The following is a 23,079-nucleotide window of genomic DNA, read 5'->3' as shown; positions in this document are numbered from 1 at the left end:
ACGACGGGCCGCGGGGACGGCAGGATTCACCGGTCAACCGGTGAATCTTCCCCCTGACCGACGGAGCTTCATCGGTCAAGAGGAAGGTCCGTCGGTCAAGAACCAGCGAAACCGTCGTACGGCGGCCTGCCCTCGCCGCCAGGACCGCCGCGCAACAAAGAAGAGGCCCGGGAGCGATGCTCCCGGGCCCCTTCTGTCGTACGTCGTGCGTGGGTCAGGCGGCGCCGAGGGTGCCGAGGTAGAGCTCGATCACCTTGGGGTCGTCGGCCAGCGACTTGCCGGTGCCGGTGTAGGCGTTGCGGCCCTGGTCGAGGACGTAGCCGCGGTCGCAGATCTGCAAACAGCGGCGGGCGTTCTGCTCGACCATCACGACCGAGACGCCGGCCTTGTTGATCTTGCGGGTCTGCACGAAGACCTCGTCCTGCATCACCGGGGACAGACCGGCGGAGGGCTCGTCGAGCAGCAGCACCGACGGGTTCATCATCAGCGCGCGGCCCATGGCGACCATCTGTCGCTCGCCGCCCGAGAGCGAGCCGGCGCGCTGCTTGCGGCGGGTGCCCAGGGTCGGGAACAGCCCGGTCACGAAGTCGAAGCGCTCCGAGAACGTGCTGGGTGCCTGGTAGCAGCCCATCTCGAGGTTCTCCTCGATGGTGAGGCTCGGGAAGACGTTGTTGGACTGGGGCACGAAGCCGATGCCCTTGGTGACCAGCTGGTCGGCCCGCTGGTTGGTGATGTCCTCGCCCTTGAGCTGGACCGCACCGGTGTGCACCTTGACCAGGCCGAACAGCGCCTTGAGCAGCGTCGACTTGCCGGCGCCGTTGGGGCCGATGATGCCGACCAGCTCGCCGGGGTGGCAGTACAGGTCCGCCCCGTTGAGGATGTTCACGCCGGGCAGGTAGCCGGCGATCAGGTTGTCGGCGCGCAGCACCGCGCCGTCGGCTGCCGCCAGGTGCGCCTCGCGCTCCGGGGTCATGTCGCTCATCGCTGCTCCTCCTCGAGCTCGGCCTCGATCTCGGCCTCCAGGGCCGCCTCGTCGATCTCGCTCAGGTCGGTGTCGTGGTGGGCGCCGAGGTAGGCGTCGATCACGCGCTGGTCGGCCATCACCGACTGCGGGGTGCCCTCCGCGACGATCTGGCCCTGGGCCATCACGATGACCCAGTCGGAGATGTGCCGGACCATGTCCATGTCGTGCTCGACGAAGAGCACGGTGCGGCCCTCGTCGCGCAGCGACTGCACGTGCCCCAGCAGGGACTGCTTCAGCGCGGGGTTCACGCCCGCCATCGGCTCGTCGAGCATGATCAGCTCGGGGTCGACCATCAGCGCGCGCGCCATCTCCAGCAGCTTGCGCTGGCCACCGGAGAGCGACCCGGCGAAGTCCTCGCGCTTGGCGTCCAGCTTGAAGCGCGCGAGCAGCTCGTCGGCGCGGCGGGTGATCTCGTCCTCCTGGCTCGACCAGAGCCACTTGAACGGCGCCGCCCAGAACCTCTCGCCCTTCTGGTCGGTCGCGCCCAGCCGCATGTTCTCGATGACGGTGAGCTTGGAGAGGACCTTGGTGAGCTGGAAGGTGCGCACCATGCCCAGCCGGGCGACCTTGAACGCCGCGACCCGCTGCAGCGAGCGGCCGTTGAAGCTCCAGGTCCCCGTGCCGGGCTCGTCGAAGCCGGTCAGCAGGTTGAACAGCGTGGTCTTGCCGGCGCCGTTCGGCCCGATGAGCGCGGTGATCACGCCGCGCTGGATCTCGATGTGCTCGACGTCGACGGCCTTGAGACCGCCGAAGGTGCGGGTGATGTTGCTGCCCACGACGATCGGGTCGGGCTTCTTGGCGCCGGGGTCGGTCGCCACCCCTGCCAGGGCGGCCTGCGCGGCGTTCTTGTCAGCGGCCATCGATCGCGATCTCCTTACGGTCGCCGAAGATCCCCTGTGGTCGGAAGATCATCAGCAGCATGAGAGCCAGGCCGACGAGGATGAACCGGATCAGGCTGGCCTGCGTCCCGTCCATGATCGACGCCGGCAGGATCGGGTCGTCCCCGCGGGTCAGCTGGGAGAACAGCGAGCCGATCCCGGAGAGCAGGAACCAGAAGATGATCGCGCCCACGACCGGGCCGAGGACCCGGGCGGCACCGCCGATCAGCAGCGCGGTGTAGGCGAAGAACGTCAGGTTCGTGGAGTAGTCGTTGGGCACCACGGAGGACTGCTTGAGGGCGAAGTAGAGACCCGCCAGGCCGCCGAACATGCCACCGAGGATCAGCGCCTGCATCTTGTAGGCGAAGACGTTCTTGCCGAGCGAGCGCACGGCGTCCTCGTCCTCGCGGATGGAGCGGAGCACGCGGCCCCACGGGCTGCGCATCAGGGCCCAGACGATCAGGCAGCTGATCGCGACCAGGCCCCAGCCGACCGTGACGTTCCACAGGTCGTCGCGGCTGTAGCGGATGAAGCCCCAGTCGATGCCCTCGGAGTAGGGGTTGAAGTCCTTGTAGGTGCGCGAGTAGCCGGTGAGGCCGTTCGAGCCGCCGAACTGGTCCTTGAGCTCGACGGAGCCGAAGACCAGGCGGAGGATCTCGGCGGTCGCGATGGTCGCGATCGCCAGGTAGTCGGCCCGCAGGCGCAGCGTCGGCAGCCCCAGCACGATGGCCAGCACGAACGGTGCGAGGAAGGCGAACAGCACGCCGATCCAGAACGGCCAGCCGACGATCACCACCGTGACGGCGAGACCGTAGGCACCGACCGCCATGAAGCCGGACTGGCCGAAGTTGAGCAGCCCGGTGTAGCCGAAGTGGATGTTCAGCCCGATCGCGGCGAGCGCGTACACGATGGCGCTGGGGCCGAAGGCCTGCTGCAGCGCGGTGCGGAGAATCTCCAGGAAGTCCACGTGTCCCCCTCTACCCGACCCGCTCGCGGCGGCCGAGGATGCCTTGCGGCCTGATCAGCAGGATGAGGATCAGCACGACGAGCGCACCGACCTCCTTGATGGACGACGGGACGCCGAACACCGGGCCGACCTCGACCATGAGGCCGATGACGATCGAGCCGAACAACGCACCCCAGATGGTGCCGAGGCCGCCGAGCGTGACCGCCGCGAAGACCATCAGCAGCAGCTTGAACCCGGACTGGAAGTTGATCTGGCTGTTGACCGCCAGCAGCACGCCGGAGAGGCCGCTCAGCGCCGTGCCCAGGATCCAGGCGTTGCGGATGACGGTGTCCACCCGCATGCCCGAGGACGCGGAGAGCGCCGGGTTGTCGGAGACCGCCCGCATCGCCTTGCCGAAGCGGGTGCGCATCAGCGCCACGCACACCACCGTGATCGTGATGATGGCGATCGCGAAGATCGCGATCTCCTTGTCGGCGAGGCGCAGGAAGCCGTACTCCTGGCGGGCCTGGGTCGTGTACTCCGAGAGCGAGCGCGTCGAGCTGCTGAAGAAGTACTGGTAGACGCTGCGCAGGAACAGCCCGAAGCCGATCGAGACGATCATCATCGCGATCAGTCCGGTGCCCCGGCCGCGCAGCGGTCGCCACAGCAGCCGGTCCTGGGCATAGCCGAAGAACCCGGAGACGATCACGGCCAGGACGCCCGCCAGGATGACCGGGACCCCGAAGGTCTGGTCGAAGAGGTAGGTGATGATCCCGCCGAAGGTGATCAGCTCACCGTGGGAGAAGTTGGTCAGGCCGGTCGCGCCGAAGATCAGGTTCAGGCCCAGCGCGGCCAGCGCGATGATCAGCCCGATCCGGAGACCGGCGACGATCGAGTCGGCCAGCTCCTGGGCGAACCCGCGGGTGTCGGAGGCCTGCACGCCGATCGGGAAGATGCCGTACGTCGGCGAGCCCTGGATGAGGACCGTGATCTCCAGCCGGTTGCTGGTGCTGGAGTCGAGCTCGACGCCCTCGGGCAGCGTGTCCTCGTCCAGCTCCACGACGTACTTGCCGGAGGAGGGCACCGGGATGAGCGCCTGGCCGGCCTCGTCGGTGACGCCCTCGCCGACGGCTTCGCCCTCGGCCTCGCTCACGGTCAAGGTGACGCCGGGGATCGGCGCCGGGTTCCCGTCCTCGCCCTTCTCGGACTCGTTGGTGAGCGTCACGCCCACCGCGGTCCCGTCGCCGGGCGGCGTACCGGTTGCCGGAGCGGAGGGACTCTCGCTCGGGCTGGTCGTCTCGTCGGCGTAAGCGGCGGTCGGCAGCGCCAGCGCCACCATCACCACCAGCCACGCGATCAGTCGTGACACCACACACAACTCCGTTCGTTCCACGCTCAGGCGGCGAGGGCGAGGAGCAGTCTAGGGGTCACCAGGGTGTGCTGCGGCACATCGGTCCCATCGACGCGAAGCGAAACCGTGCGGTAACCGGGCCGTGACCCGGCGCACACGTGGGCCGGTCAGTCGCCGGCGATCCCCGGGCCGTGCTCGATGACGCCGTCGGCGACCTGCCGCATCGAAAGGCGCAGGTCCATCGCGGTCTTCTGGATCCAGCGGAACGCCTCGGGCTCGGAGAGCTCGAGCTGGCGCTGCAGGACGCCCTTGGCGCGGTCGACGGCCTTGCGGGTCTCGAGCCGCTCGGTCAGGTCGGCCACCTCGGTCTCGAGCTGGCCGAGCTCGGCGAACCGGCTCACCGCCATCTCGATGGCCGGGACCAGGTCGCTCTTGGCGAACGGCTTGACCAGGTACGCCATCGCGCCGGCGTCGCGCGCCCGCTCGACCAGGTCGCGCTGGGAGAACGCCGTGAGGATGACGACCGGGGCGATCCGCCGCCCGGCGATCGCCTCAGCGGCGGCGATCCCGTCGAGCACCGGCATCTTGACGTCGAGGATGACCAGGTCGGGGCGGTGCTGCTCGGCGAGCTCGATCGCCCGGGCGCCGTCGCCGGCCTGCCCGACGACGTCGTACCCCTCCTCGGTCAGCATCTCGGCGAGGTCCATGCGGATCAGCACCTCGTCCTCGGCGATGACGACGGTGCGCGTCGTGGAGGGCGGCGTGGAGGACTGGGTCACGGGCACAGGAACAGGCTAGCGGCGGTAGGGTGTGGCCGCTCGTGGCCCCGGTACTCCAACCGGCAGAGAGAGCGGTCTCAAACACCGTCAAGTGTGGGTTCGAATCCCACCCGGGGCACGGCTCAGCGGCCGCGGCGGTACGCCGGGGCGACGCCCTTGATCGCGTCGCCCATCCGGTGGATGCGCAGCGCGTTGGTCGAGCCCGGGATGCCGGGCGGCGCCCCGGCGATGATGACGACCAGGTCGCCCTCCTGCACGCGGCCGATGCGCAGCAGCTGCTCGTCGACCTGGCGCACCATCTCGTCGGTGTGCTCGACGGTCTGGGTCTTGAACGTCTCCACGCCCCACGACATCGACAGCTGCGAGCGGACGGCGGCCTCCGGCGTGAACGCCAGGATCGGGATCGGGCCGCGCAGCCGCGACATCCGCCGCGCGGAGTCGCCGGACTGGGTGAACGCCACGACGTACTTGGCCTCGACCCGCTCGGCGACCTCCGCGGCCGCCTTGGCGATCACGCCGCCGCGGGTGTGCGGGTCCCACTCGATGTGGCGCAGCCGCGCCACCGTGTCGCCCGAGAGCGCGTGCTCCTCGGTGGCGGCGACGATGCGGCCCATCGTCTCGACCGTGTGCACGGGGTACTCCCCCACGCTCGTCTCGCCCGAGAGCATCACCGCGTCGGCGCCGTCCAGGACGGCGTTGGCGACGTCGGAGGCCTCCGCACGCGTGGGCGCGGGGTTGGCGACCATCGACTCCAGCATCTGGGTCGCGACGATCACCGGCTTGGCGTTGAGCCGGGCCTTCTCGATGATCCGCTTCTGCAGGAACGGCACGTCCTCGAGCGGGCACTCCACACCGAGGTCGCCGCGCGCGACCATGAAGCCGTCGAACGCCGCGATCACCTCGTCGAGGTTCTCGATCGCCTGCGGCTTCTCGATCTTCGCGATGACCGGGAGGTGCACGCCCTCCTCGTCCATGATCTTGCGGACGTCGTCGACGTCGGAGGCGTCGCGGACGAAGCTGAGCGCCACGAAGTCCACCGTGAGGCGGAGGGCGAAGCGCAGGTCGTCGATGTCCTTCTCCGACAGCGCGGGCACGGACACCGCGACGCCGGGGAGGTTGATGCCCTTGTTGTTCGAGACCTTCCCCCCGACCAGCACCTCGGTGAGGACGTCGGTGCCGTCCTCGACCCCGGTCACCCGGAGGCGGATCTTGCCGTCGTCGATGAGGATCGGGTCGCCGGCGTGCACGTCCCCCGGCAGTCCCTTGTACGTCGTGCCGCAGGCCTTGTCGTCGCCCGGGACGTCGCGCGTGGTGATCGTCCACTGCTGGCCGCGCCGGAGCAGGACCGGCCCGTCGGCGAACGTCTCGAGGCGGATCTTGGGGCCCTGGAGGTCGGCGAAGATGCCGACGCCGTGACCGCTCGCGTCGGCGGCCTCGCGGACCAGGCGGTAGGCCTCGGCGTGGTCCTCGTGGCTGCCGTGGCTCATGTTCAGCCGGGCGACGTCCATCCCGGCGTACACGAGCTCGCGGATGCGGCGCGGCGAGGAGGTGGCCGGACCCAGGGTGCAGACGATCTTGGCTCTACGCACGTGACGACTCTAGCGCGACTTTGATCGTTCCAAGCCCCGGAACCGGCCCAGCCTCCCGCAGCGGTCAGACGACGAGCGGCCGGGCGTGCGGCGGGATCGGCGCCGGCAGGGTCGTGGACCCCGTCAGGAACCGGTCCACCGACGCCGCGGCGGCGCGGCCCTCGGCGATCGCCCACACGATGAGCGACTGCCCGCGACCGACGTCGCCGGCGACGAAGACGCCCGGCACCGACGACTGGTAGTCGCCGTCGCGCTTGACGTTGCCGCGCTCGTCGAGGTCGACGCCGAGCTGGTCGACCAGGCCCGCGCGCTCGGGACCGGTGAACCCCATCGCGAGCAGCACCAGGTCGGCCGGGATCTCGCGCTCGGTGCCCTCGACCTCGGTCGGCCGGCCGTTCTCGAACACGACGTCGACCAGGCGCAGCGCGCGCACCCGGCCCTGGTCGTCACCGACCAGCTCCTGGGTGGACACGGCGTAGACCCGCTCCCCCGCCTCCTCGTGCGCCGAGGAGACCCGGAAGACCATCGGGTACGTCGGCCACGGCTGGCCCGCGGGCCGCGCGTGCGGCGGCTCCGGCATGATCTCCAGCTGCGTGATGCTGGCGGCGCCGTGGCGGGTCGAGGTGCCGAGGCAGTCGGCGCCGGTGTCGCCGCCGCCGATGATCACGACGTGCTTGCCGGTGGCCATGATCTGCCCCTCGACCTCCTCGCCGAGCGCGGCGCGGTTGGCCTGCGGCAGGAACTCCATCGCCTGGTGCACGCCGTCGAGCTGGCGGCCCGGGACGTCGAGGTCGCGCGCAACGGTGGAGCCCATGGCGAGCACGACCGCGTCGTACCGCTCCCGGAGCCGGTCGGCGGTCAGCTCGTCGACGCCGACCTCCACCCCGGCCCGGAAGACGGTGCCCTCGCGGCGCATCTGCTCCAGCCGCTTGTCGAGGACCTTCTTCTCCATCTTGAACTCGGGGATGCCGTAGCGCAGCAGCCCTCCGATCTTGTCGGCACGCTCGTAGACCGCGACCGTGTGGCCCGCGCGGGTGAGCTGCTGGGCGGCGGCGAGGCCCGCGGGGCCCGAGCCGACGACCGCGACGGTGCGGCCGGAGAGCCACTCGGGCGGCTGCGGGCGGACGAAGCCGGAGTCCCACGCCTTGTCGGCGATCGTGACCTCGACGTTCTTGATGGTCACCGGGTCCTGGTTGATGCCGAGCACGCAGGCGGTCTCGCAGGGTGCGGGGCACAGCCGACCGGTGAACTCCGGGAAGTTGTTGGTCGCGTGCAGGCGCTCGCTGGCGCCCTCCCAGTCCTCGCGCCAGACCAGGTCGTTCCACTCGGGGATGATGTTGCCGAGCGGGCAGCCCTGGTGGCAGAACGGGATGCCGCAGTCCATGCACCGGCCCGCCTGCGTGCCGATGATCGGCAGCAGCGCGCGTCCGGGGCCGCCGGGGTAGACCTCGCCCCAGTCCTGCACCCGCTCCTCGACCGGACGCCGGGGAGCGACCTCGCGGCCGTCCTTGAGGAAGCCCTTGGGGTCAGCCATCAGGCACAGCCCTCCATCATCGTCGTGACCGTGCAGCCCTGCTGACGGTGGCGCTGGTGTGACGACCTCGTCTCAGCCATGGAGCGCCTCCATCATCTTGTGGGCGGTCTCGTTCTCGTCCAGGCCGTCGGCCTCGGCCTTCGCCTTGGCCTCCAGCACCACGCGGTAGTCGCGCGGCATGACCTCGGTGAACCGGGTCAGGGCGGTCTCCCAGTCGGCCAGCAGCGCGGCGGCGACCTCGGAGCCGGTCTCCTCGGCGTGGGCGCGCACCAGGCCCTCGAGCTCGACCGCCGCCTGACCCGTCACCGGGCCGAGCTCGACGAGCTCCTTGTTGACGCGGAAGTCCTTGAGGTCGAGCACCCAGGCGATGCCGCCGGACATGCCGGCCGCGAAGTTGCGCCCGGTCCGGCCCAGGACCGCGATCCGGCCGCCGGTCATGTACTCGCAGGCGTGGTCGCCCACGCCCTCGGTGACCGCCCAGGCGCCGGAGTTGCGGACGGCGAACCGCTCGCCCACCCCGCCGCGCACCAGGATCTGGCCGGAGGTCGCGCCGTACGCGATCGTGTTGCCCGCGATGATCTGCTCCTCGGAGCGGAACGTCGCGGCCCGGTCGGGCCGGATCACGATCCGGCCGCCGGAGAGGCCCTTGCCGACGTAGTCGTTGGCGTCGCCCTCGAGCCGCAGGGTGATCCCCCTCGGCAGGAACGCGCCGAAGGACTGCCCGGCGGAGCCGGTGAAGGTGATGTCGATGGTGCCGTCCGGGAGGCCCTCGCCGCCGTACCGCTTGGTGACCTCGTGGCCGAGGATCGTGCCGACGGTGCGGTTGACGTTGCGGACCGCGACCTGCGCGCGCACCGGCTCGCCCCGCTCGAGGGCGGGCTCGGCCAGCGGCACCAGCGTGGTGACGTCGAGCGCCTTGTCGAGCCCGTGGTCCTGGGCGGTGACGTTGCGCAGGGCGGCGTCCTCCGGCAGGTCGGGGCGGTGCAGGATCGGCGACAGGTCGAGGCCGGCGGCCTTCCAGTGGTGGACGGCCCGGGCCGTGTCGAGCACCTCGACGCGGCCGATCGCCTCGTTGAGGGTGCGGAAGCCGAGCTGCGCGAGCAGCTCGCGCACCTCCTGGGCGACGTACTCGAAGAAGTTCACGACGTGCTCGGCCTTGCCGGCGTACCGCTCGCGCAGCACCGGGTTCTGCGTCGCGACGCCCACCGGGCAGGTGTCGAGGTGGCAGACCCGCATCATCACGCAGCCCGACACCACCAGCGGGGCGGTCGCGAAGCCGTACTCCTCGGCGCCGAGCAACGCGGCGACGACGACGTCGCGGCCGGTCTTGAGCTGGCCGTCGGTCTGCACGACGATCCGGTCGCGCAGGCCGTTGAGCAGCAGCGTCTGCTGGGTCTCGGCCAGGCCGAGCTCCCACGGGCCGCCCGCGTGCTTGAGCGAGGTGAGCGGCGAGGCGCCGGTGCCGCCGTCGTGGCCGGAGATCAGCACCACGTCGGCGTGCGCCTTGGACACGCCGGTCGCGACCGTGCCGACGCCGACCTCGGAGACCAGCTTCACGTGGACGCGGGCCTCGGGGTTGGCGTTCTTGAGGTCGTGGATCAGCTGCGCCAGGTCCTCGATGGAGTAGATGTCGTGGTGCGGCGGCGGGCTGATCAGGCCGACGCCGGGCGTGGAGTGCCGGGTGCGGGCCACCCACGGGTAGACCTTGTGGCCGGGCAGCTGGCCGCCCTCGCCGGGCTTCGCGCCCTGCGCCATCTTGATCTGGATGTCGTCGGCGTTGGTGAGGTACTCGGAGGTGACGCCGAACCGGCCGCTCGCGACCTGCTTGATCGCGCTGCGCCGCTCGGGGTCGTAGAGGCGCTCGGGGTCCTCGCCGCCCTCGCCGGTGTTGGACTTGCCGCCCAGCCGGTTCATGGCGATCGCGAGGGTCTCGTGCGCCTCCTGGCTGATCGAGCCGTACGACATCGCGCCGGTCTGGAACCGCTTGACGATCTCCGAGACCGGCTCGACCTCGTCGATGTCGAGCGGCGCGCGGCCGCTCTCCTCGGCGTCCTTGAACCGGAACAGCCCGCGCAGCGTCATCAGCCGGTCGGCCTGCTCGTCGACGCGCTGGGTGTACTGCTTGAACACGTCGTAGCGGCCCGAGCGGGTGGCGTGCTGGAGCCGGAAGACGGTCTCGGGGTCGAAGAGGTGCGGCTCGGCCTGGCCGTTGACGCTGCGGCGCCACTGGTACTCGCCGCCGACCTCGAGCTCGCGGTGGGCGGGCGCGATGCCGCCGCGGGGGTACGCCGTGGCGTGGCGCCGCGCGACCTCCTCGGCGATCGTGTCCAGCTCGATGCCGCCGAGCTTGGAGGTGGTCCCGGTGAAGTAGCGGTCCACCACCGACTGCGAGAGCCCGAGGGCCTCGAAGATCTGCGCGCCGGTGTAGGACGCGACCGTGGAGACGCCCATCTTCGACATCACCTTGAGCACGCCCTTGCCGAGCGCCTTGACCAGGTTGCGGACCGCGACCTCGGGCTCGGTCTTGACGTAGAACCCCTCGCGGGCGAGGTCCTCGACGGACTCCATCGCGAGGTAGGGGTTGACCGCGGCCGCGCCGTACCCGACCAGCAGCGCGACGTGGTGCACCTCGCGCACGTCGCCGGCCTCGACGAGCAGGCCGACCTGGGTGCGGGTCTTCTCGCGCACCAGGTGGTGGTGCACGGCGCCGGTGAGCAGCAGCGACGGGATCGGCGCGAGCTCGGCGGTGCAGTGCCGGTCGGAGAGCACGATGATCCGCGCCCCGTCGGCGATCGCGGCGCTGACCTCGGCGCAGATCTCCTCGATCCGCGCCGCCATCGCCTCGCCGCCGCCCTCGACGGCGTACAGGCCGCGGGCGACGTGGCTGATGAAGCCCGGGGCGTCGCCGTCGCGGTTGATGTGGCGGATCTTGGCCAGGTCGTCGTTGGAGATGACCGGGAACGGCAGCACGACCTGCCGGCAGGACGCCGGCGTCGGGTCGAGGAGGTTCGCCTCGGGCCCGATCGACCCGCTGAGCGAGGTCACCAGCTCCTCGCGGATCGCGTCCAGCGGCGGGTTGGTGACCTGCGCGAAGAGCTGCGCGAAGTAGTCGAAGAGCAGCCGCGGCCGCTCGCTCAGCACCGCCACGGGGGTATCGGTGCCCATCGAGCCGAGCGGCTCCCCGCCGGTGTTGGCCATCGGGGTGAGCAGGATCCGCAGCTCCTCCTCGGTGTACCCGAAGACCTGCTGGCGGCGGGTGACCGAGGCGTGGGTGTGGATCACGTGCTCGCGGTCGGGGATGTCGTCGAGCTGGATCAGCCCGGCGTGCAGCCACTCGTCGTACGGGTGCTCCGCGGCGAGCTCGCTCTTGATCTCCTCGTCCTCGATGATCCGGTGCTCGTCGGTGTCGACGAGGAACATCCGGCCCGGCTGGAGCCGGCCCTTGCGGACCACGGTGGCGGGGTCGATGTCGAGCACGCCGACCTCGGAGGCGAGAACGACCAGGCCGTCCTCGGTGACCCAGTAGCGCGAGGGGCGCAGGCCGTTGCGGTCGAGGACCGCGCCGATCTGGCCGCCGTCGGTGAAGACGACGCACGCGGGGCCGTCCCAGGGCTCCATCAGCGAGGAGTGGAACTCGTAGAAGGCCCGCCGGGCGGCGTCCATCTCGCCGTGGTTCTCCCACGCCTCGGGGATCATCATCAGCACCGAGTGCGGCAGCGAGCGGCCGCCCATGTGCAGCAGCTCGAGCACCTCGTCGAAGGAGGCCGAGTCCGACGCGCCGGGCGAGCAGATCGGGTAGAGCCGCTCGAGGTCGCCGGGGATCAGGTCGGAGTCGAGCAGCGCCTCGCGGGCCCGCATCCAGTTGCGGTTGCCCATCACGGTGTTGATCTCGCCGTTGTGCGCGATGAACCGGAACGGGTGCGACAGCGGCCAGCTCGGGAAGGTGTTGGTCGAGAACCGCGAGTGCACGACGGCCAGCGCGGAGGCGACCCGCTCGTCGCGCAGGTCGGGGAAGACCTCGTCGAGCTGCGCGGGGGTGAGCATGCCCTTGTAGACCAGGGTGCGCGAGGACAGCGACGGGAAGTAGGCGTCGGTCTCGTGCTCGGCGCGCTTGCGCAGGCAGAACGCCAGCCGCTCCAGCGCCATGCCCGTGACCCGCTGGCCGGCGCCGGCGACGAAGAGCTGCGCGAACGACGGCATCACGCCGCGGGCGGTCCGGCCGAGGCTGTCGGGGTCGACCGGGACCTCGCGCCAGCCGAGGACGTCGAGACCCTCCTCGGCGGCGATCTCCTCGAGCCGGGCGCGGGTGGCCGCGACCTGCTCGGCGGAGCCCGGGAGGAAGGCCGTGCCCACGGCGTACGCGCGCGGGGCGGGCAGCTCGAAGTCGACCTCCTCGCGCAGGAAGGCGTCGGGCACCTGGATCAGGATGCCCGCGCCGTCGCCGGAGTTCGCCTCGGCGCCCGCGGCACCGCGGTGGTCGAGGTTCAGCAGGGCTCGGACGCCCTGGCGGACGATCTCGTGGCTGGCCACGCCGGTCAGGGTCGCGACGAAGGCCACACCGCACGCGTCGTGCTCGTGGCGGGGGTCGTAGAGCCCTTGGGGCGGCGGGAACGCGTGCTGGTACGGCACGGGGTCCTCCCGTCGTCGTCAGCGCCGGTCGGTCTCACCCGGGAGGCGGAGGACCGGCGGAATCGGCAGTGCAGGGGTGGATCTCGAAGACAAGATCGGCAGGGGACGACACTGGCCCGCGCAGTGCGCCCAGGTTACCAGCACGTTGCCGGGGACCGCCTAGTCGCGACCGGCGCCGGACACCGGCTGGTCCTCCGAGGGACCGGCCGGCGGGACGTCGTACACGCTCTCCTCGCGGCCGGGGTGGCGCCGCGAGCTCCAGGCGAAGTACGCCGCGGCCAGCACGAACAGCACGATCGAGGTCCACACGTTGAAGCGCAGCCCCCCGACGTCCTCGAGCTCGACGGAGTCCACGCGCAGCATCTCGATCCAGCCCCGGCCGAGCGTGTAGAGCATCACGTAGAGCGCGACGACGCGGCCGTACCCGAGGCGGAACCGCTGGTCGGCCCAGATCACGATGCCGAACGCACCGAGGTTCCACAGGCACTCGTAGAGGAACGTCGGGTGGAACGTGGTGCCGACCGGGTAGCCCGCGTCGAGGGCGGCCTCGTCGCCGACCTCCAGCGCCCAGGGCAGGTCGGTGGGCCGGCCGAAGAGCTCCTGGTTGAACCAGTTGCCCCACCGGCCCAGCGCCTGCGCGACCAGGACGCCAGGGGCCATCGCATCGAGGACGGGCAGCAGCCGGATGCCCTTGCGCCGGGCGCCGATGACCACGCCGAGCGCACCCATCGCGATGCCGCCCCAGACGCCGAGGCCGCCCTGCCAGACGTAGAGCGCGCTCCACGGGCTGCGTCCCTCGCCGAAGTAAAGGCTGCTGTCGGTGGCGACGTGGTAGGCGCGGGCGCCGACCAGCCCGAACGGCACCGCCCAGATCGCGAGGTCCTGGATCTCCCCCGCCTGGCCGCCGCGGGCGACCCAGCGGCGCTCGCCGATCCAGATCGCGGCGACGATGCCGAGGATGATCGCGAGCGCGTAGCCCCGGATCGGGAGCGGCCCGAGGTACCAGGTGCCCTGGTCGGGGCTGGGGATCGCCAGCACGGTCGGCAGCGCGGCCAGCAGGGCGGTGGTCACCTCAGACGTCCCGCAGGAGCAGCTCGATGTCGGCGGCGTACTGGGCCGAGGAGGTGTCCTGGCCCCAGAGCACCGGCGCCTCGCCGTCGGCGTCCATGCCGAGGACCTGGGTGCCGTGGGCACCGGGGTCGTACTCCGGGTCGGCCTTCCCCGGCTCGCCCTCGAGCACGAACACGCCCACGGTGTCGGCGACCTCGACGACGTCCTCGAGCTCGCCGGTCAACCCGACGTACGACGGGTCGAACCGGTCGAGGTAGCGGCGGACCACCTCGGGGGTGTCGTGCGCGGGGTCGGTGCTGACGAAGGCGACCTGGACCTGCTCGCGCTGCTCGTCGGTGAGCCGGGTGAGCGCGGAGGCGATGTTCTGCAGCACCAGCGGGCAGACGTCGGGGCACTTGGTGTAGCCGAAGAAGACCAGCGTGAGCCGGGCGTCGACGTCGGTGAGCGCCATCGGCTCGCCGTCGGTGTCGACGAGCTCGGTGTCCCCGACCGCGAACGGCGGGTCGACCGGCGTCCCGTTCAGGGTGCCCTCGGGCGCGTCGTCACCGCTGCAGCCGGTGAGGACCAGCAGCAGCAGGAGCAGCGGGACGAGGACGCGCCTAGCCACGGCGTACTCCCCGGGCGAGGTCCTCGGTCAGCGCGGCGAGCGCCCGCAGGCCCGCGGCCCGGTCGTCGGCGTGGTCGAGCAGGGTGCGGACGAACGCCGACCCGACGATCACGCCGTCGGCGTACGACGCCACCTCGGCGGCCTGGTCCCCGTTGCTCACCCCCAGGCCCACGCAGACGGGCAGGTCGGAGCCGAGGCCCGCGACGGCGGCGCGGGTGCGCGCGACGAGCGGGCCGGCGAGGTCGCTGGTCGTGGTCCGGGTGCCGGTGACGCCCATGACCGCGGTGGCGTAGACGAAGCCGCGGCAGGCGGCGACGGTCATCGCGACCCGGTCCTCGGTGGAGGACGGCGCGACCAGGAAGACCTTGTCGAGGTCGTGGCGGTCGGCCGCGGCGATCCACTCCGGCGCGCTGTCGGGCGTCAGGTCGGGCGTGATCAGGCCCGCTCCCCCGGCGCTGGCCAGGTCGGCGGCGAACCGCTCCACGCCGTACCGCTCGACGGGGTTCCAGTAGGTCATCACGAGGGTCGGGGTGCCGGTGGCGGCGACCGCCTCGACGGTGCGGAGCACGTCGGTGGTGCGCACGCCGCCGTCCAGGGCCGCCTGCGCGGCGGCCTGGATGGTGGGACCGTCCATGACCGGGTCGCTGTAGGGCAGGCCGATCTCGATGACGTCGCAGCCGGCGTCGACCAGGACGCGCAGCGCGTCGATGCCGCCCGCGACGTCGGGGTAGCCCGCCGGCAGGTAGCCGACCAGGGCGGCGCGGTCGTCGGCCCGCGCCTTCTCGAACGCGATGTGGGTGGTCATGCGGGTGGTCATCCGACGGGGTCCTCCGTGGCGCGGTCGGAGACCTCGGCGTCCTCGCGACCGAGGCCGAAGTACTCGATCGCGGTGCCCATGTCCTTGTCGCCGCGCCCGCTGAGGTTGACCAGCACGGTCGCCTCCGGGCCCTTCTCCTCGGCGAGCCGCTCGGCGACGCGCAGCGCCCCGGCGATCGCGTGGGCGGACTCGATCGCGGGGATGATCCCCTCGGTGCGGCTGAGCAGGGCCATCGCCTCCATCGCCTCGGCGTCGGTGACCGGCAGGTACGTCGCCCGCCCGGTCGCCGCGAGGTGCGCGTGCTGCGGGCCCACCCCGGGGTAGTCCAGGCCGGCGGAGATCGAGTGCGACTCGATGGTCTGCCCGTCCTCGTCCTGGAGGACGTAGGTGCGGGCGCCGTGCAGGACGCCGCGGTCGCCGTTGTGGATGGTCGCCGCGTGGCGGGGCGTGTCGACGCCCTCGCCGCCCGGCTCGAAGCCGTAGATCGCGACGTCGGCGTCGTCGAGGAACGCGGTGAACAGCCCGATCGCGTTCGACCCGCCGCCGACGCACGCCGCGATCGCGTCCGGCAGCACGCCGTACCGCTCCAGGCACTGGGCGCGCGCCTCGTCGCCGATGCCGCGGGTGAAGTCGCGGACCATGCTGGGGAACGGGTGCGGCCCGGCCGCCGTGCCGAAGAGGTACGCCGTGTGGTCGACGCTGGCGACCCAGTCGCGCAGGGCCTCGTTGATGGCGTCCTTGAGCGTCGCGCTGCCGGACTCGACCGGCACCACCTTGGCGCCGAGGAGGTTCATCCGGGCGACGTTGAGCGCCTGCCGGCGGGTGTCGACCGAGCCCATGTAGACGGTGCAGTCGAGCCCGAAGTACGCCGCGGCGGTGGCGCTGGCGACGCCGTGCTGGCCGGCGCCGGTCTCGGCGATCACGCGGGTCTTGCCCATCCGCTTGGTGAGCAGCGCCTGGCCAAGCACGTTGCGGATCTTGTGCGCGCCGGTGTGGTTGAGGTCCTCGCGCTTGAGCAGCACGCGGCAGCCGACCCGCGCGCTGAGCCGCTCGGCGAGGTACAGCGGGCTGGGCAGGCCGGCGTACTCGCGCAGGATGGCGTCGAACTCGGCGACGAACGCGGGGTCGGCCATCGCGTCCTGCCAGGCGACGGTGAGCTCGTCGAGCGCGGCGATCAGCGCCTCCGGCATGAACCGGCCGCCGAACCCGGTCTCGGGCCCGCCGAACCAGCCCTGCCCGTCGGCGTCGTAGGACGTGGTCCGTGCCACCTGCGTCGTCATCGCACTCCTGTCATCGCGGCCACCGCGGCGCGGGGGTCGCCGTCCTTGACCAGGGCCTCGCCGACCAGCACCGCGCGGGCGCCCTCGGCGACGTAGCGCGCCACGTCGTCGGGCGAGGTGATGCCGGACTCCGCGACCAGCACCCGGTCACCGGGGACCAGCGGGGCGAGCCGGCCGAAGGCGTCCCCGTCGATCTCGAGGGTCTTGAGGTTGCGGGCGTTGATGCCCACCAGCTCGGCGCCGAGCGCGACCGCGCGCTCGACCTCCGCCTCGTCGTGGACCTCCACCAGCACGGTCAGGCCGAGCTCGCGGGCCTCGTCGTGCAGCCGGCGCAGGTCGTCGTCGTCGAGCGCGGCCACGATCAGCAGGGCCAGGTCGGCGCCGGCGGCCCGCGCCTCGAGGAGCTGGTAGCCGGTCACGATGAAGTCCTTGCGCAGCAGCGGGACGTCGACCGCCGCGCGGACCGCGCGCAGGTCGGCCAGGCTGCCGCCGAAGCGCCGCTCCTCGGTGAGCACGCTGATCGCGGCGGCCCCGCCCGCGGCGTACTCACGGGCCAGGTCGGCGGGGTCCGGGATGTCGGCGAGCGCGCCCTTGCTCGGGCTGCGGCGCTTGACCTCGGCGATCACGCTCGAGCCCGGCGCGCGGAAGTGCGGCATCGGGTCGCGGGGCGGGTCCACGTCGGCGAGCGCCGCGCGCAGGTCGGCCTCCGGCACGGCTTCCTGGCGCCCGCCGAGGTCGGCCCGCACGCCGGCGACGATGTCGTCCAGCACGGACATGCGAGAGCCTCCGGGACGGTGGGACGGGATACGCCTCGAGTCTCCCACGCCGGGCGGGCGGTGGGTTTGACGGGGCCGCAGGACGGTACGTTCACCCCATCGGCCGGGTCCGACACCGGCCCCTCGACGAAGGGCACCACGTGAGCTACTCCGAACCGCCGCCGCCGCCGCAGTACGGCGCCCCGCAGCAGCCCTACGGTCAGCAGCCGCAGAAGACCTCCGGGAAGGCCATCGGCTCCCTGGTGACCGGCATCCTCTCCCTGCCCGGCGTCTGCTGCTGGCCGCTCGGTCTGGCCCTCGCCATCGCCGGCATCGTCCTCGGCGTCCTCGGCCGCAAGGACATCGCCGCGTCCCACGGGCAGCAGAAGGGCACCGGCATGGCCATCGCCGGGATCGTCTGCGGCGCCGTGGCCATCGCGATCATCGCGGTCTCGCTGATCCTGGTCGCGACCGGCACCATCGACACCACCTACGAGTTCGACACCTCGTCCTGAGCACACCGCTCGTCCCCTGACCGGAAGGCCGTCCCCTGCGGGGGGCGGCCTTCGTCGTTCCCGGGTCAGGGAGCCAGCCAGGCGCCGGCAGGGAGGTTGCGCAGCACGGTGAAGACCGTGAGCAGGGCGAGCCCGACCATGGTGACGCCGACCGCCAGGCGCGCGTCGTGGTCCCGCTCGCGACCGGTCCAGGCGTCCACGGTCCAGCGGCCCAGCACGAAGACGACCAGCGGGAGGACCGCGACCAGCATCAGGTTGCTCGACGCGGCCGCGGCCAGGTCGAGGTGGGTCAGGTCGTTGACCGCCCTCAGGCCGCCGCAGCCGGGGCACGCGAACCCCATCGCCGCCGTCGGGCAGATGCCCCAGGAGCCGCCCTCGTGCGGGTCGCGCAGGCGCAGTGCCAGCGTGGCCGCGGCGAGCCCGCCGAGCGTGAGCGCCGGCCCCACCATCCGCGCGCGCCGAGGGCGCGCCGGGGCGAGCGGCCGGCTCATGGTCAGTGGCTGGTGCCGTTGAAGCCGAGCTTGTCCATCACCACGAAGACCACCAGCGAGCCGACCACGAGGCCGATGCCGACCCAGAAGATCGGCCAGCTCGCCGGGTCCACCATCAGCGCGACGCCGCCGACCACGAAGCCCAGCAGCGCCACGACGACCGCCGTCCAGGCCGCAGGGGTGTTGCCGTGGTTGGCGCCGCTCATGTGTGGTGCTCCTCAGGTACGTGGGGACGGTTCGGGGCCAGTCTAGGGAACCGCTCAGGCGGTGGGGTCGTGCCCCTCGTCCAGCGCTCGCCACAGGTCGAGCGAGGACCGGTCCCCGGCGTCGGCATCGGGCTGCGCCGCGGCGGGCGCGGCCGCCGCGTCGGCCGGGGCGTCGTACCGCCGGCCCATCTCGGGCCACTGCGGCACCAGGCGCGCGGCGAGGACGGACGCCACCAGGCTGAGGACCGATCCCACGAGCGCGGCCCACCACCAGCCGGTGTGCGCGACCTCGAGGGTGCCCTCGAGGAGCACGACGTCCTCGCGGAGCTGGTCGGCCGCCTGCGACCAGCCGACGGCGACGGTCACGAGGGTGCCGACCGCGGCCACCGCGGCGAGCACGGCCACCGCCCGGCGGACCCGGCCCCGGGTGACGAGCAGGACCCCCCAGCAGGCGAGCACCACCAGCGCCAAGGCGCCCGCCAGCGGCATCTCGCCGGCGTCCCCGCCGGTGATCGTGGTCGCCGCGCGACCGCCCTGGACCGCGGCCCACGGCTTCGACCCCGCCACGGCGGCCAGGGCGCCCGAGCCGAGGCCGAGGAGCACGACCGGCCCGAAGCTGCGGCGGCCGCCCATCACAGCAGCCGGTCGGCGTCGAAGCAGGTGCGGTCGCCGGTGTGGCAGGCCGCGCCCTCCTGGTCGACGCGCACGAGCAGGGTGTCGCCGTCGCAGTCGAGGCGGACCTCCTTGACGTGCTGGACGTGCCCGGAGGTGTCGCCCTTGACCCAGTACTCCTGGCGCGAGCGGGACCAGTACGTCGCGCGCCCGGTGGTCAGCGTGCGGTGCAGCGCCTCGTCGTCCATCCAGCCCAGCATCAGCACCTCGCCGGTGTCGTGCTGCTGCACCACGGCGGGCACCAGGCCGTCGGCCGTGCGCTTGAGCCGGTCGGCGACGGCGGGGTCCAGGGACATGGCGTCCATCCTCCCAGAGGGGTTCACGAGCGCTGCTGCGCGGCCCAGGAGGCGTGCAGCCCGGCGTACACCGAGCCCTCCTCGGCGGCCAGGACGGCGTGCGGGCCGCGCTGGACGACCCGGCCCCGGTCGACCACGACGACCTCGTCGGCGTTCTCGGCGGTGGAGAGGCGGTGGGCGATGGTCACCGAAGTGCGGCCGTTCATCAGCCGCTCGAGCGCGCGGCCGATGCGCATCTCGAGCTCGGGGTCGACCGAGCTCGTGGCCTCGTCGAGGACCAGCAGGTCGGGGTCCGCGAGGTGGGCGCGGAGCAGCGCGACGAGCTGCCGCTCCCCCGCCGACAGCGACTCGCCGCGCTGGCCGACCCGGGTCTCGAGGCCGCGGGGCAGCCCGGCGAGCCAGTCGCCGAGGCCGAGCTCGTCGGCGCTGGCCAGGATCTCCGCCTCGGTGGCCTCGAGCCGGCCGTAGCGGACGTTGGCGGCCAGGGTGTCGTCGAAGAGGAACCCCTCCTGCGGCACCAGCACCACGCTGCGGCGCAGCGAGGACTGCGCGACCTCGCGCACGTCGATGCCGTCGAGCAGCACCGCACCCTCGCTGGGGTCCATCAGCCGGGTGAGCAGCTTGGCGAAGGTGGACTTGCCCGAGCCGGTCTCGCCGACGATCGCCAGCCGGGTGCCGGCGGCGATGTCGAGGGTGACGTCGCGGAGCACCGGCGGACCGGACGGGTAGGCGAACGTGACGCCGTCGAAGCGGACGTCGATCGGCCCGCGCGGCAGCGTGCGGCCGTCGGGCCCGGGGTCGACCAGGTCGGCCGGCGTCTCGAGGATGCCGATCACGCGGCGCCACCCGGCGATGGCGTTCTGGGCGTCGGTGAGGATCTGGGTGCCCATCTGCACCGGGCCGACGAACAGCGTCACGATGAACGCGAACGCGACCACCTCACCGGCGGTGATGTCGTCGGCGAAGCCCAGCCAGATGCCGACGATCAGGACGCCGGCGTTGGCCAGGCCCGCCGAGACGCCGCCCAGCGAGAACGAGAACGCCGTGAAGCCCTGCGCGCGGGTGCTCGCGGCCTTGTAGGCGTCGATCGCCTCGTCGATGCGGGCCTGGGTGCGGTCCTCCACGGCGTAGGACCGGACGACCGCCGCCCCGACGACCGGCTCGGAGACGGCGGAGAGCATCAGCCCGACCTGGCGGCGGACGGTGCCGTACGCCGCGGACAGCTTGCGCTGGAAGTAGCGCAGCGAGAGGAACAGCGGGGCGAAGCAGAGCCACACGACCAGCGCCAGCTGCCAGCTGTAGACCACCATCACCACCGTCGCCACCAGGACCTGGCCGACGCTGATCACGAACAGCAGGCCGCCGAAGACCAGGAACTGGCTGACCTGGTCGACGTCGCTGGTGACCCGGGAGACCAGGGCGCCGCGGCGCTCGGTGTTCTGGGTGAGCAGCGGCAGGTCGTGGACGTGGCGGAACGCCTTGATCCGCAGCGTCGCCAGCCCCCGCTCGGAGGCGGTGAACAGCCGGCCGGTCATGGCGTACGACGCCCACGCGGCCACCACGATCGCGATGGCCGAGAGCACGCCGGTCCAGACGGTGAAGGAGACGTCGGGGCCGCCGGGCGCGTTGACGCCGCGGTCGAGCACCTGCTGGACCGCGATCGGCACCACGACCTGGCCGAGGGAGGCGACCACCGCGAGCGCCAGGGTGCCCCAGATGCCCTCCTTCAGCTCGGGCGAGAAGTGCACGCCCCGGCGGAGGGTGCGCATCGCGGCGATCTCCTCGCCGGAGTCCATGACGGTGCTCATGCGGTCACCTCCGTCACGACGTGCTCCTCGTGCTGCTCGTAGGCGTTGACCAGCCGCGCGTACGACGGGCTGCGGCGCAGCAGCTCCTCGTGGGTGCCGCGGTCGACGACCCGGCCGCCCTCGAGGTGGACGACCTCGTCGGCCAGCCCGATCGTGGCCTTGCGGTAGGCGACCACCACCAGCGTGGTCTCGGCGTCGCCCGCGCGCAGCGCGGCCAGGATCCGCGCCTCGACCTCGGGATCGACCGCGGAGGTGGCGTCGTCGAGGACCAGCAGCCGGGGCCGGCGGACCAGCGCGCGGGCCAGCGAGATCCGCTGGCGCTGGCCGCCGGAGAGCGACGTGCCGCGCTCGCCGAGCTGGGTGTCGAGGCCCTCGGGGAGGGCGGCGACGAAGCCGTCGGCCTGGGCGGCGCGCAGGGCGGCCCAGACGTCGTCGTCGGGGACGTCGGCGCCGAGCGTGACGTTGCCGCGGACGGTGTCGTCGAAGAGGAACGCGCTCTGCGGGACCACGGCGACCGCGCGGGACAGCTCGCCGCGGGCGAGGTCGCGCACGTCGGTGCCGTCGAGCAGCACCCGGCCGCGGTCGGGGTCGACCAGCCGGGTGATCAGCGTGGTGAGGGTGCTCTTGCCGGAGGCGGTGGCGCCGACGACCGCGACCGTGCGGCCCGGCTCCACGGTGAAGTCGACCTCGCGGAGCAGCTCCTGGCCGGGCTCGTAGGCGTAGGCGAGGCCGTCGACCTCGAGCCGCGCGCCGCCGGAGCCGCCCGGGACCCGCGCGGCGCCGTACGGCATCTCGCCGGTGGCCCCGAGGACGGACTGGACCCGCTGGTAGCCGACGACGCTGCGGGGGAACTCCCCGAGCAGCCAGCCGATCGAGCGGATCGGGAAGGAGACGATCGTCAGCAGGTAGGCGACGGTCACGACGTCGCCGGCCTCGGTGGCGCCGCTCAGCACCCGGGAGACCCCGACGGCGAGGACGACCAGCACGCCGAGGTTGGGCAGCGCGGCGAGCACCGGGTCGAACGCCGCGCGGATGCGGCCGGCGCGGATGTTGACGTCGCGCAGCTCGCGGGCGCGGGCGGCGAACCGCTCGGTCTCCTCGGCCTCGCGGCCGAGTGTCTTGACGACCATCGCGCCGTCGAAGGACTCGTGGGCGATCTCGCTGACCTCGGCGCGCAGCTGCTGGGCACGGGTCATCCAGCCCTGCGCCAGCCGCTGGTAGACGATGTTGGTGGCGATCACCGCGGGGAAGACGAGCAGCCCGACGACGGCGAGCACCAGGTCGGCGGCGAGCATCTGGGCGACCGCGATCACCATCATCGCGACCGTGCCGACCGCCATCGGCAGCGGCGCGATCGGGGCCCAGGCCGCCTCGACGTCGGAGTTGGCGTTGGAGAGCAGCTGGCCGGTGGGGTGACGCTGGTGCCACTCCATCGGGAGGGTGAGGTACTGCCGGGTGACGGCGCGGCGGCTGTGGGCCTGCATCCGGTACTGCATGATGCCCGCGCCCAGCCGGCGGGCCACGATGCCCACGGCGCGCAGGATCGCGACGCCGAGGAAGAGACCGAGGATCGCGAGCAGCATGTCGGCGCCGACCTCGCCGCTCTCGAACGCCGGCAGCACGACGTGGTCGGTCGACCAGCCGAGCACCCAGGCGTCGGCGACGGTGAGCGCGCCGAACAGGACGCTGCCGAGGGTGGAGAGGGCGAAGATGTAGGGCTCGCGCTTGATCGCCACCCACAGGACGCGGAACCCGGCTCCCGTGGACCCGCGCCCGACCCGCTGCTCGTCCGTCACCCGCTCCTGCTCCCGTTCCGCACCCTGGCCCAACT

Annotated in this window: 20 protein-coding genes and 1 tRNA gene; 2 read left to right on the top strand and 19 right to left on the bottom strand. The window is 72.3% G+C overall.

Features of this window, described 5'->3' with window-relative positions:
* Window positions 1–214: 214 nt before the first annotated feature.
* The 5 genes from H4O22_RS07550 to H4O22_RS07530 form a co-directional block, all read right to left on the bottom strand.
* The gene (locus H4O22_RS07550; protein WP_182526396.1) at window positions 215–982 is read right to left on the bottom strand and encodes an ABC transporter ATP-binding protein; all 768 of its coding nucleotides are present in this window, start codon (window positions 980–982) and stop codon (window positions 215–217) included.
* Window positions 979–1,884: an ABC transporter ATP-binding protein gene (locus tag H4O22_RS07545; RefSeq protein WP_182526395.1), complete on the bottom strand. Its 906-nt coding sequence runs from the start codon at window positions 1,882–1,884 to the stop codon at window positions 979–981. Before H4O22_RS07545 ends, H4O22_RS07550 begins: the two co-directional genes overlap by 4 nt.
* Entirely contained in the window at window positions 1,874–2,869 is a 996-nt protein-coding gene (locus tag H4O22_RS07540) for a branched-chain amino acid ABC transporter permease (protein ID WP_182526394.1), read from the bottom strand. Before H4O22_RS07540 ends, H4O22_RS07545 begins: the two co-directional genes overlap by 11 nt.
* 10 nt (window positions 2,870–2,879) lie before the next feature.
* Window positions 2,880–4,217 (bottom strand): ABC transporter permease subunit, encoded by a 1,338-nt coding sequence (locus H4O22_RS07535; RefSeq protein ID WP_182526393.1) that lies wholly within the window; start codon window positions 4,215–4,217, stop codon window positions 2,880–2,882.
* Window positions 4,218–4,366: 149 nt separating this feature from the next.
* Window positions 4,367–4,984 carry an ANTAR domain-containing response regulator gene (locus H4O22_RS07530; RefSeq protein WP_182526392.1) on the bottom strand — a complete coding sequence of 206 codons (618 nt, stop codon included), beginning with the start codon at window positions 4,982–4,984 and terminating at the stop codon, window positions 4,367–4,369.
* A gap of 38 nt (window positions 4,985–5,022) precedes the next feature.
* Here H4O22_RS07530 and H4O22_RS07525 point away from each other — a divergent pair.
* Window positions 5,023–5,096 (top strand) — tRNA-Leu (locus tag H4O22_RS07525).
* A gap of 4 nt (window positions 5,097–5,100) precedes the next feature.
* Here the strand turns inward: H4O22_RS07525 and pyk are convergent.
* The 8 genes from pyk to trpC all read right to left on the bottom strand — a co-directional run bounded on the left by pyk (window position 5,101) and on the right by trpC (window position 17,281).
* Window positions 5,101–6,567 (bottom strand): pyruvate kinase, encoded by a 1,467-nt coding sequence (gene pyk / locus H4O22_RS07520; protein ID WP_182526391.1) that lies wholly within the window; start codon window positions 6,565–6,567, stop codon window positions 5,101–5,103.
* Window positions 6,568–6,631: 64 nt separating this feature from the next.
* Window positions 6,632–8,101 carry a glutamate synthase subunit beta gene (locus H4O22_RS07515; protein ID WP_182526390.1) on the bottom strand — a complete coding sequence of 490 codons (1,470 nt, stop codon included), beginning with the start codon at window positions 8,099–8,101 and terminating at the stop codon, window positions 6,632–6,634.
* A gap of 72 nt (window positions 8,102–8,173) precedes the next feature.
* Complete coding sequence (gene gltB / locus H4O22_RS07510; protein ID WP_182526389.1) at window positions 8,174–12,730, bottom strand: glutamate synthase large subunit; 4,557 nt, start codon at window positions 12,728–12,730, stop codon at window positions 8,174–8,176.
* Window positions 12,731–12,889: 159 nt separating this feature from the next.
* Complete coding sequence (gene lgt / locus H4O22_RS07505) at window positions 12,890–13,801, bottom strand: prolipoprotein diacylglyceryl transferase (RefSeq protein ID WP_244963148.1); 912 nt, start codon at window positions 13,799–13,801, stop codon at window positions 12,890–12,892.
* Window position 13,802: 1 nt separating this feature from the next.
* Complete coding sequence (locus H4O22_RS07500) at window positions 13,803–14,408, bottom strand: SCO family protein (protein ID WP_182526388.1); 606 nt, start codon at window positions 14,406–14,408, stop codon at window positions 13,803–13,805.
* The gene (gene trpA, locus H4O22_RS07495) at window positions 14,401–15,213 is read right to left on the bottom strand and encodes a tryptophan synthase subunit alpha (RefSeq protein WP_182527014.1); all 813 of its coding nucleotides are present in this window, start codon (window positions 15,211–15,213) and stop codon (window positions 14,401–14,403) included. The genes H4O22_RS07500 and trpA overlap by 8 nt, the downstream gene beginning before the upstream one ends.
* An 8-nt stretch (window positions 15,214–15,221) precedes the next feature.
* A complete protein-coding gene (gene trpB / locus H4O22_RS07490) occupies window positions 15,222–16,505 on the bottom strand; it encodes a tryptophan synthase subunit beta (RefSeq protein ID WP_182526387.1) in 1,284 nt (427 codons plus the stop codon).
* Entirely contained in the window at window positions 16,502–17,281 is a 780-nt protein-coding gene (gene trpC, locus H4O22_RS07485; protein WP_182526386.1) for an indole-3-glycerol phosphate synthase TrpC, read from the bottom strand. Before trpC ends, trpB begins: the two co-directional genes overlap by 4 nt.
* A gap of 140 nt (window positions 17,282–17,421) precedes the next feature.
* Here trpC and H4O22_RS07480 point away from each other — a divergent pair, with 140 nt between their 5' ends.
* On the top strand, window positions 17,422–17,775 hold the full coding sequence (locus H4O22_RS07480; RefSeq protein WP_182526385.1) for a DUF4190 domain-containing protein: 354 nt from the start codon (window positions 17,422–17,424) through the stop codon (window positions 17,773–17,775).
* 65 nt (window positions 17,776–17,840) lie between these two features.
* Here the strand turns inward: H4O22_RS07480 and H4O22_RS07475 are convergent, their stop codons facing one another.
* From H4O22_RS07475 to H4O22_RS07450, 6 genes are read right to left on the bottom strand one after another with little or no spacing between them, the layout of a single operon-like run.
* Window positions 17,841–18,266: a DUF2752 domain-containing protein gene (locus H4O22_RS07475; protein ID WP_182526384.1), complete on the bottom strand. Its 426-nt coding sequence runs from the start codon at window positions 18,264–18,266 to the stop codon at window positions 17,841–17,843.
* A 2-nt stretch (window positions 18,267–18,268) separates the two neighbouring features.
* A complete protein-coding gene (locus H4O22_RS07470; RefSeq protein WP_182526383.1) occupies window positions 18,269–18,472 on the bottom strand; it encodes an HGxxPAAW family protein in 204 nt (67 codons plus the stop codon).
* A 54-nt stretch (window positions 18,473–18,526) separates the two neighbouring features.
* Window positions 18,527–19,105 (bottom strand): Trp biosynthesis-associated membrane protein, encoded by a 579-nt coding sequence (locus tag H4O22_RS07465; RefSeq protein WP_182526382.1) that lies wholly within the window; start codon window positions 19,103–19,105, stop codon window positions 18,527–18,529.
* The gene (gene hisI, locus H4O22_RS07460; RefSeq protein WP_220451315.1) at window positions 19,105–19,440 is read right to left on the bottom strand and encodes a phosphoribosyl-AMP cyclohydrolase; all 336 of its coding nucleotides are present in this window, start codon (window positions 19,438–19,440) and stop codon (window positions 19,105–19,107) included. Before hisI ends, H4O22_RS07465 begins: the two co-directional genes overlap by 1 nt.
* A gap of 23 nt (window positions 19,441–19,463) precedes the next feature.
* Window positions 19,464–21,248, bottom strand: a complete 1,785-nt coding sequence (locus H4O22_RS07455) for an ABC transporter ATP-binding protein (RefSeq protein ID WP_182526380.1) — start codon at window positions 21,246–21,248, stop codon at window positions 19,464–19,466.
* A complete protein-coding gene (locus tag H4O22_RS07450) occupies window positions 21,245–23,044 on the bottom strand; it encodes an ABC transporter ATP-binding protein (RefSeq protein WP_182526379.1) in 1,800 nt (599 codons plus the stop codon). The genes H4O22_RS07455 and H4O22_RS07450 overlap by 4 nt, the downstream gene beginning before the upstream one ends.
* Window positions 23,045–23,079: the final 35 nt, after the last annotated feature.

The organism is Nocardioides dongkuii (genome assembly GCF_014127485.1).
Classification (GTDB): domain Bacteria; phylum Actinomycetota; class Actinomycetes; order Propionibacteriales; family Nocardioidaceae; genus Nocardioides; species Nocardioides dongkuii.
Note: the sequence above shows the minus strand (reverse complement) of the source record. Positions and strands in the feature narration are given on the sequence as shown.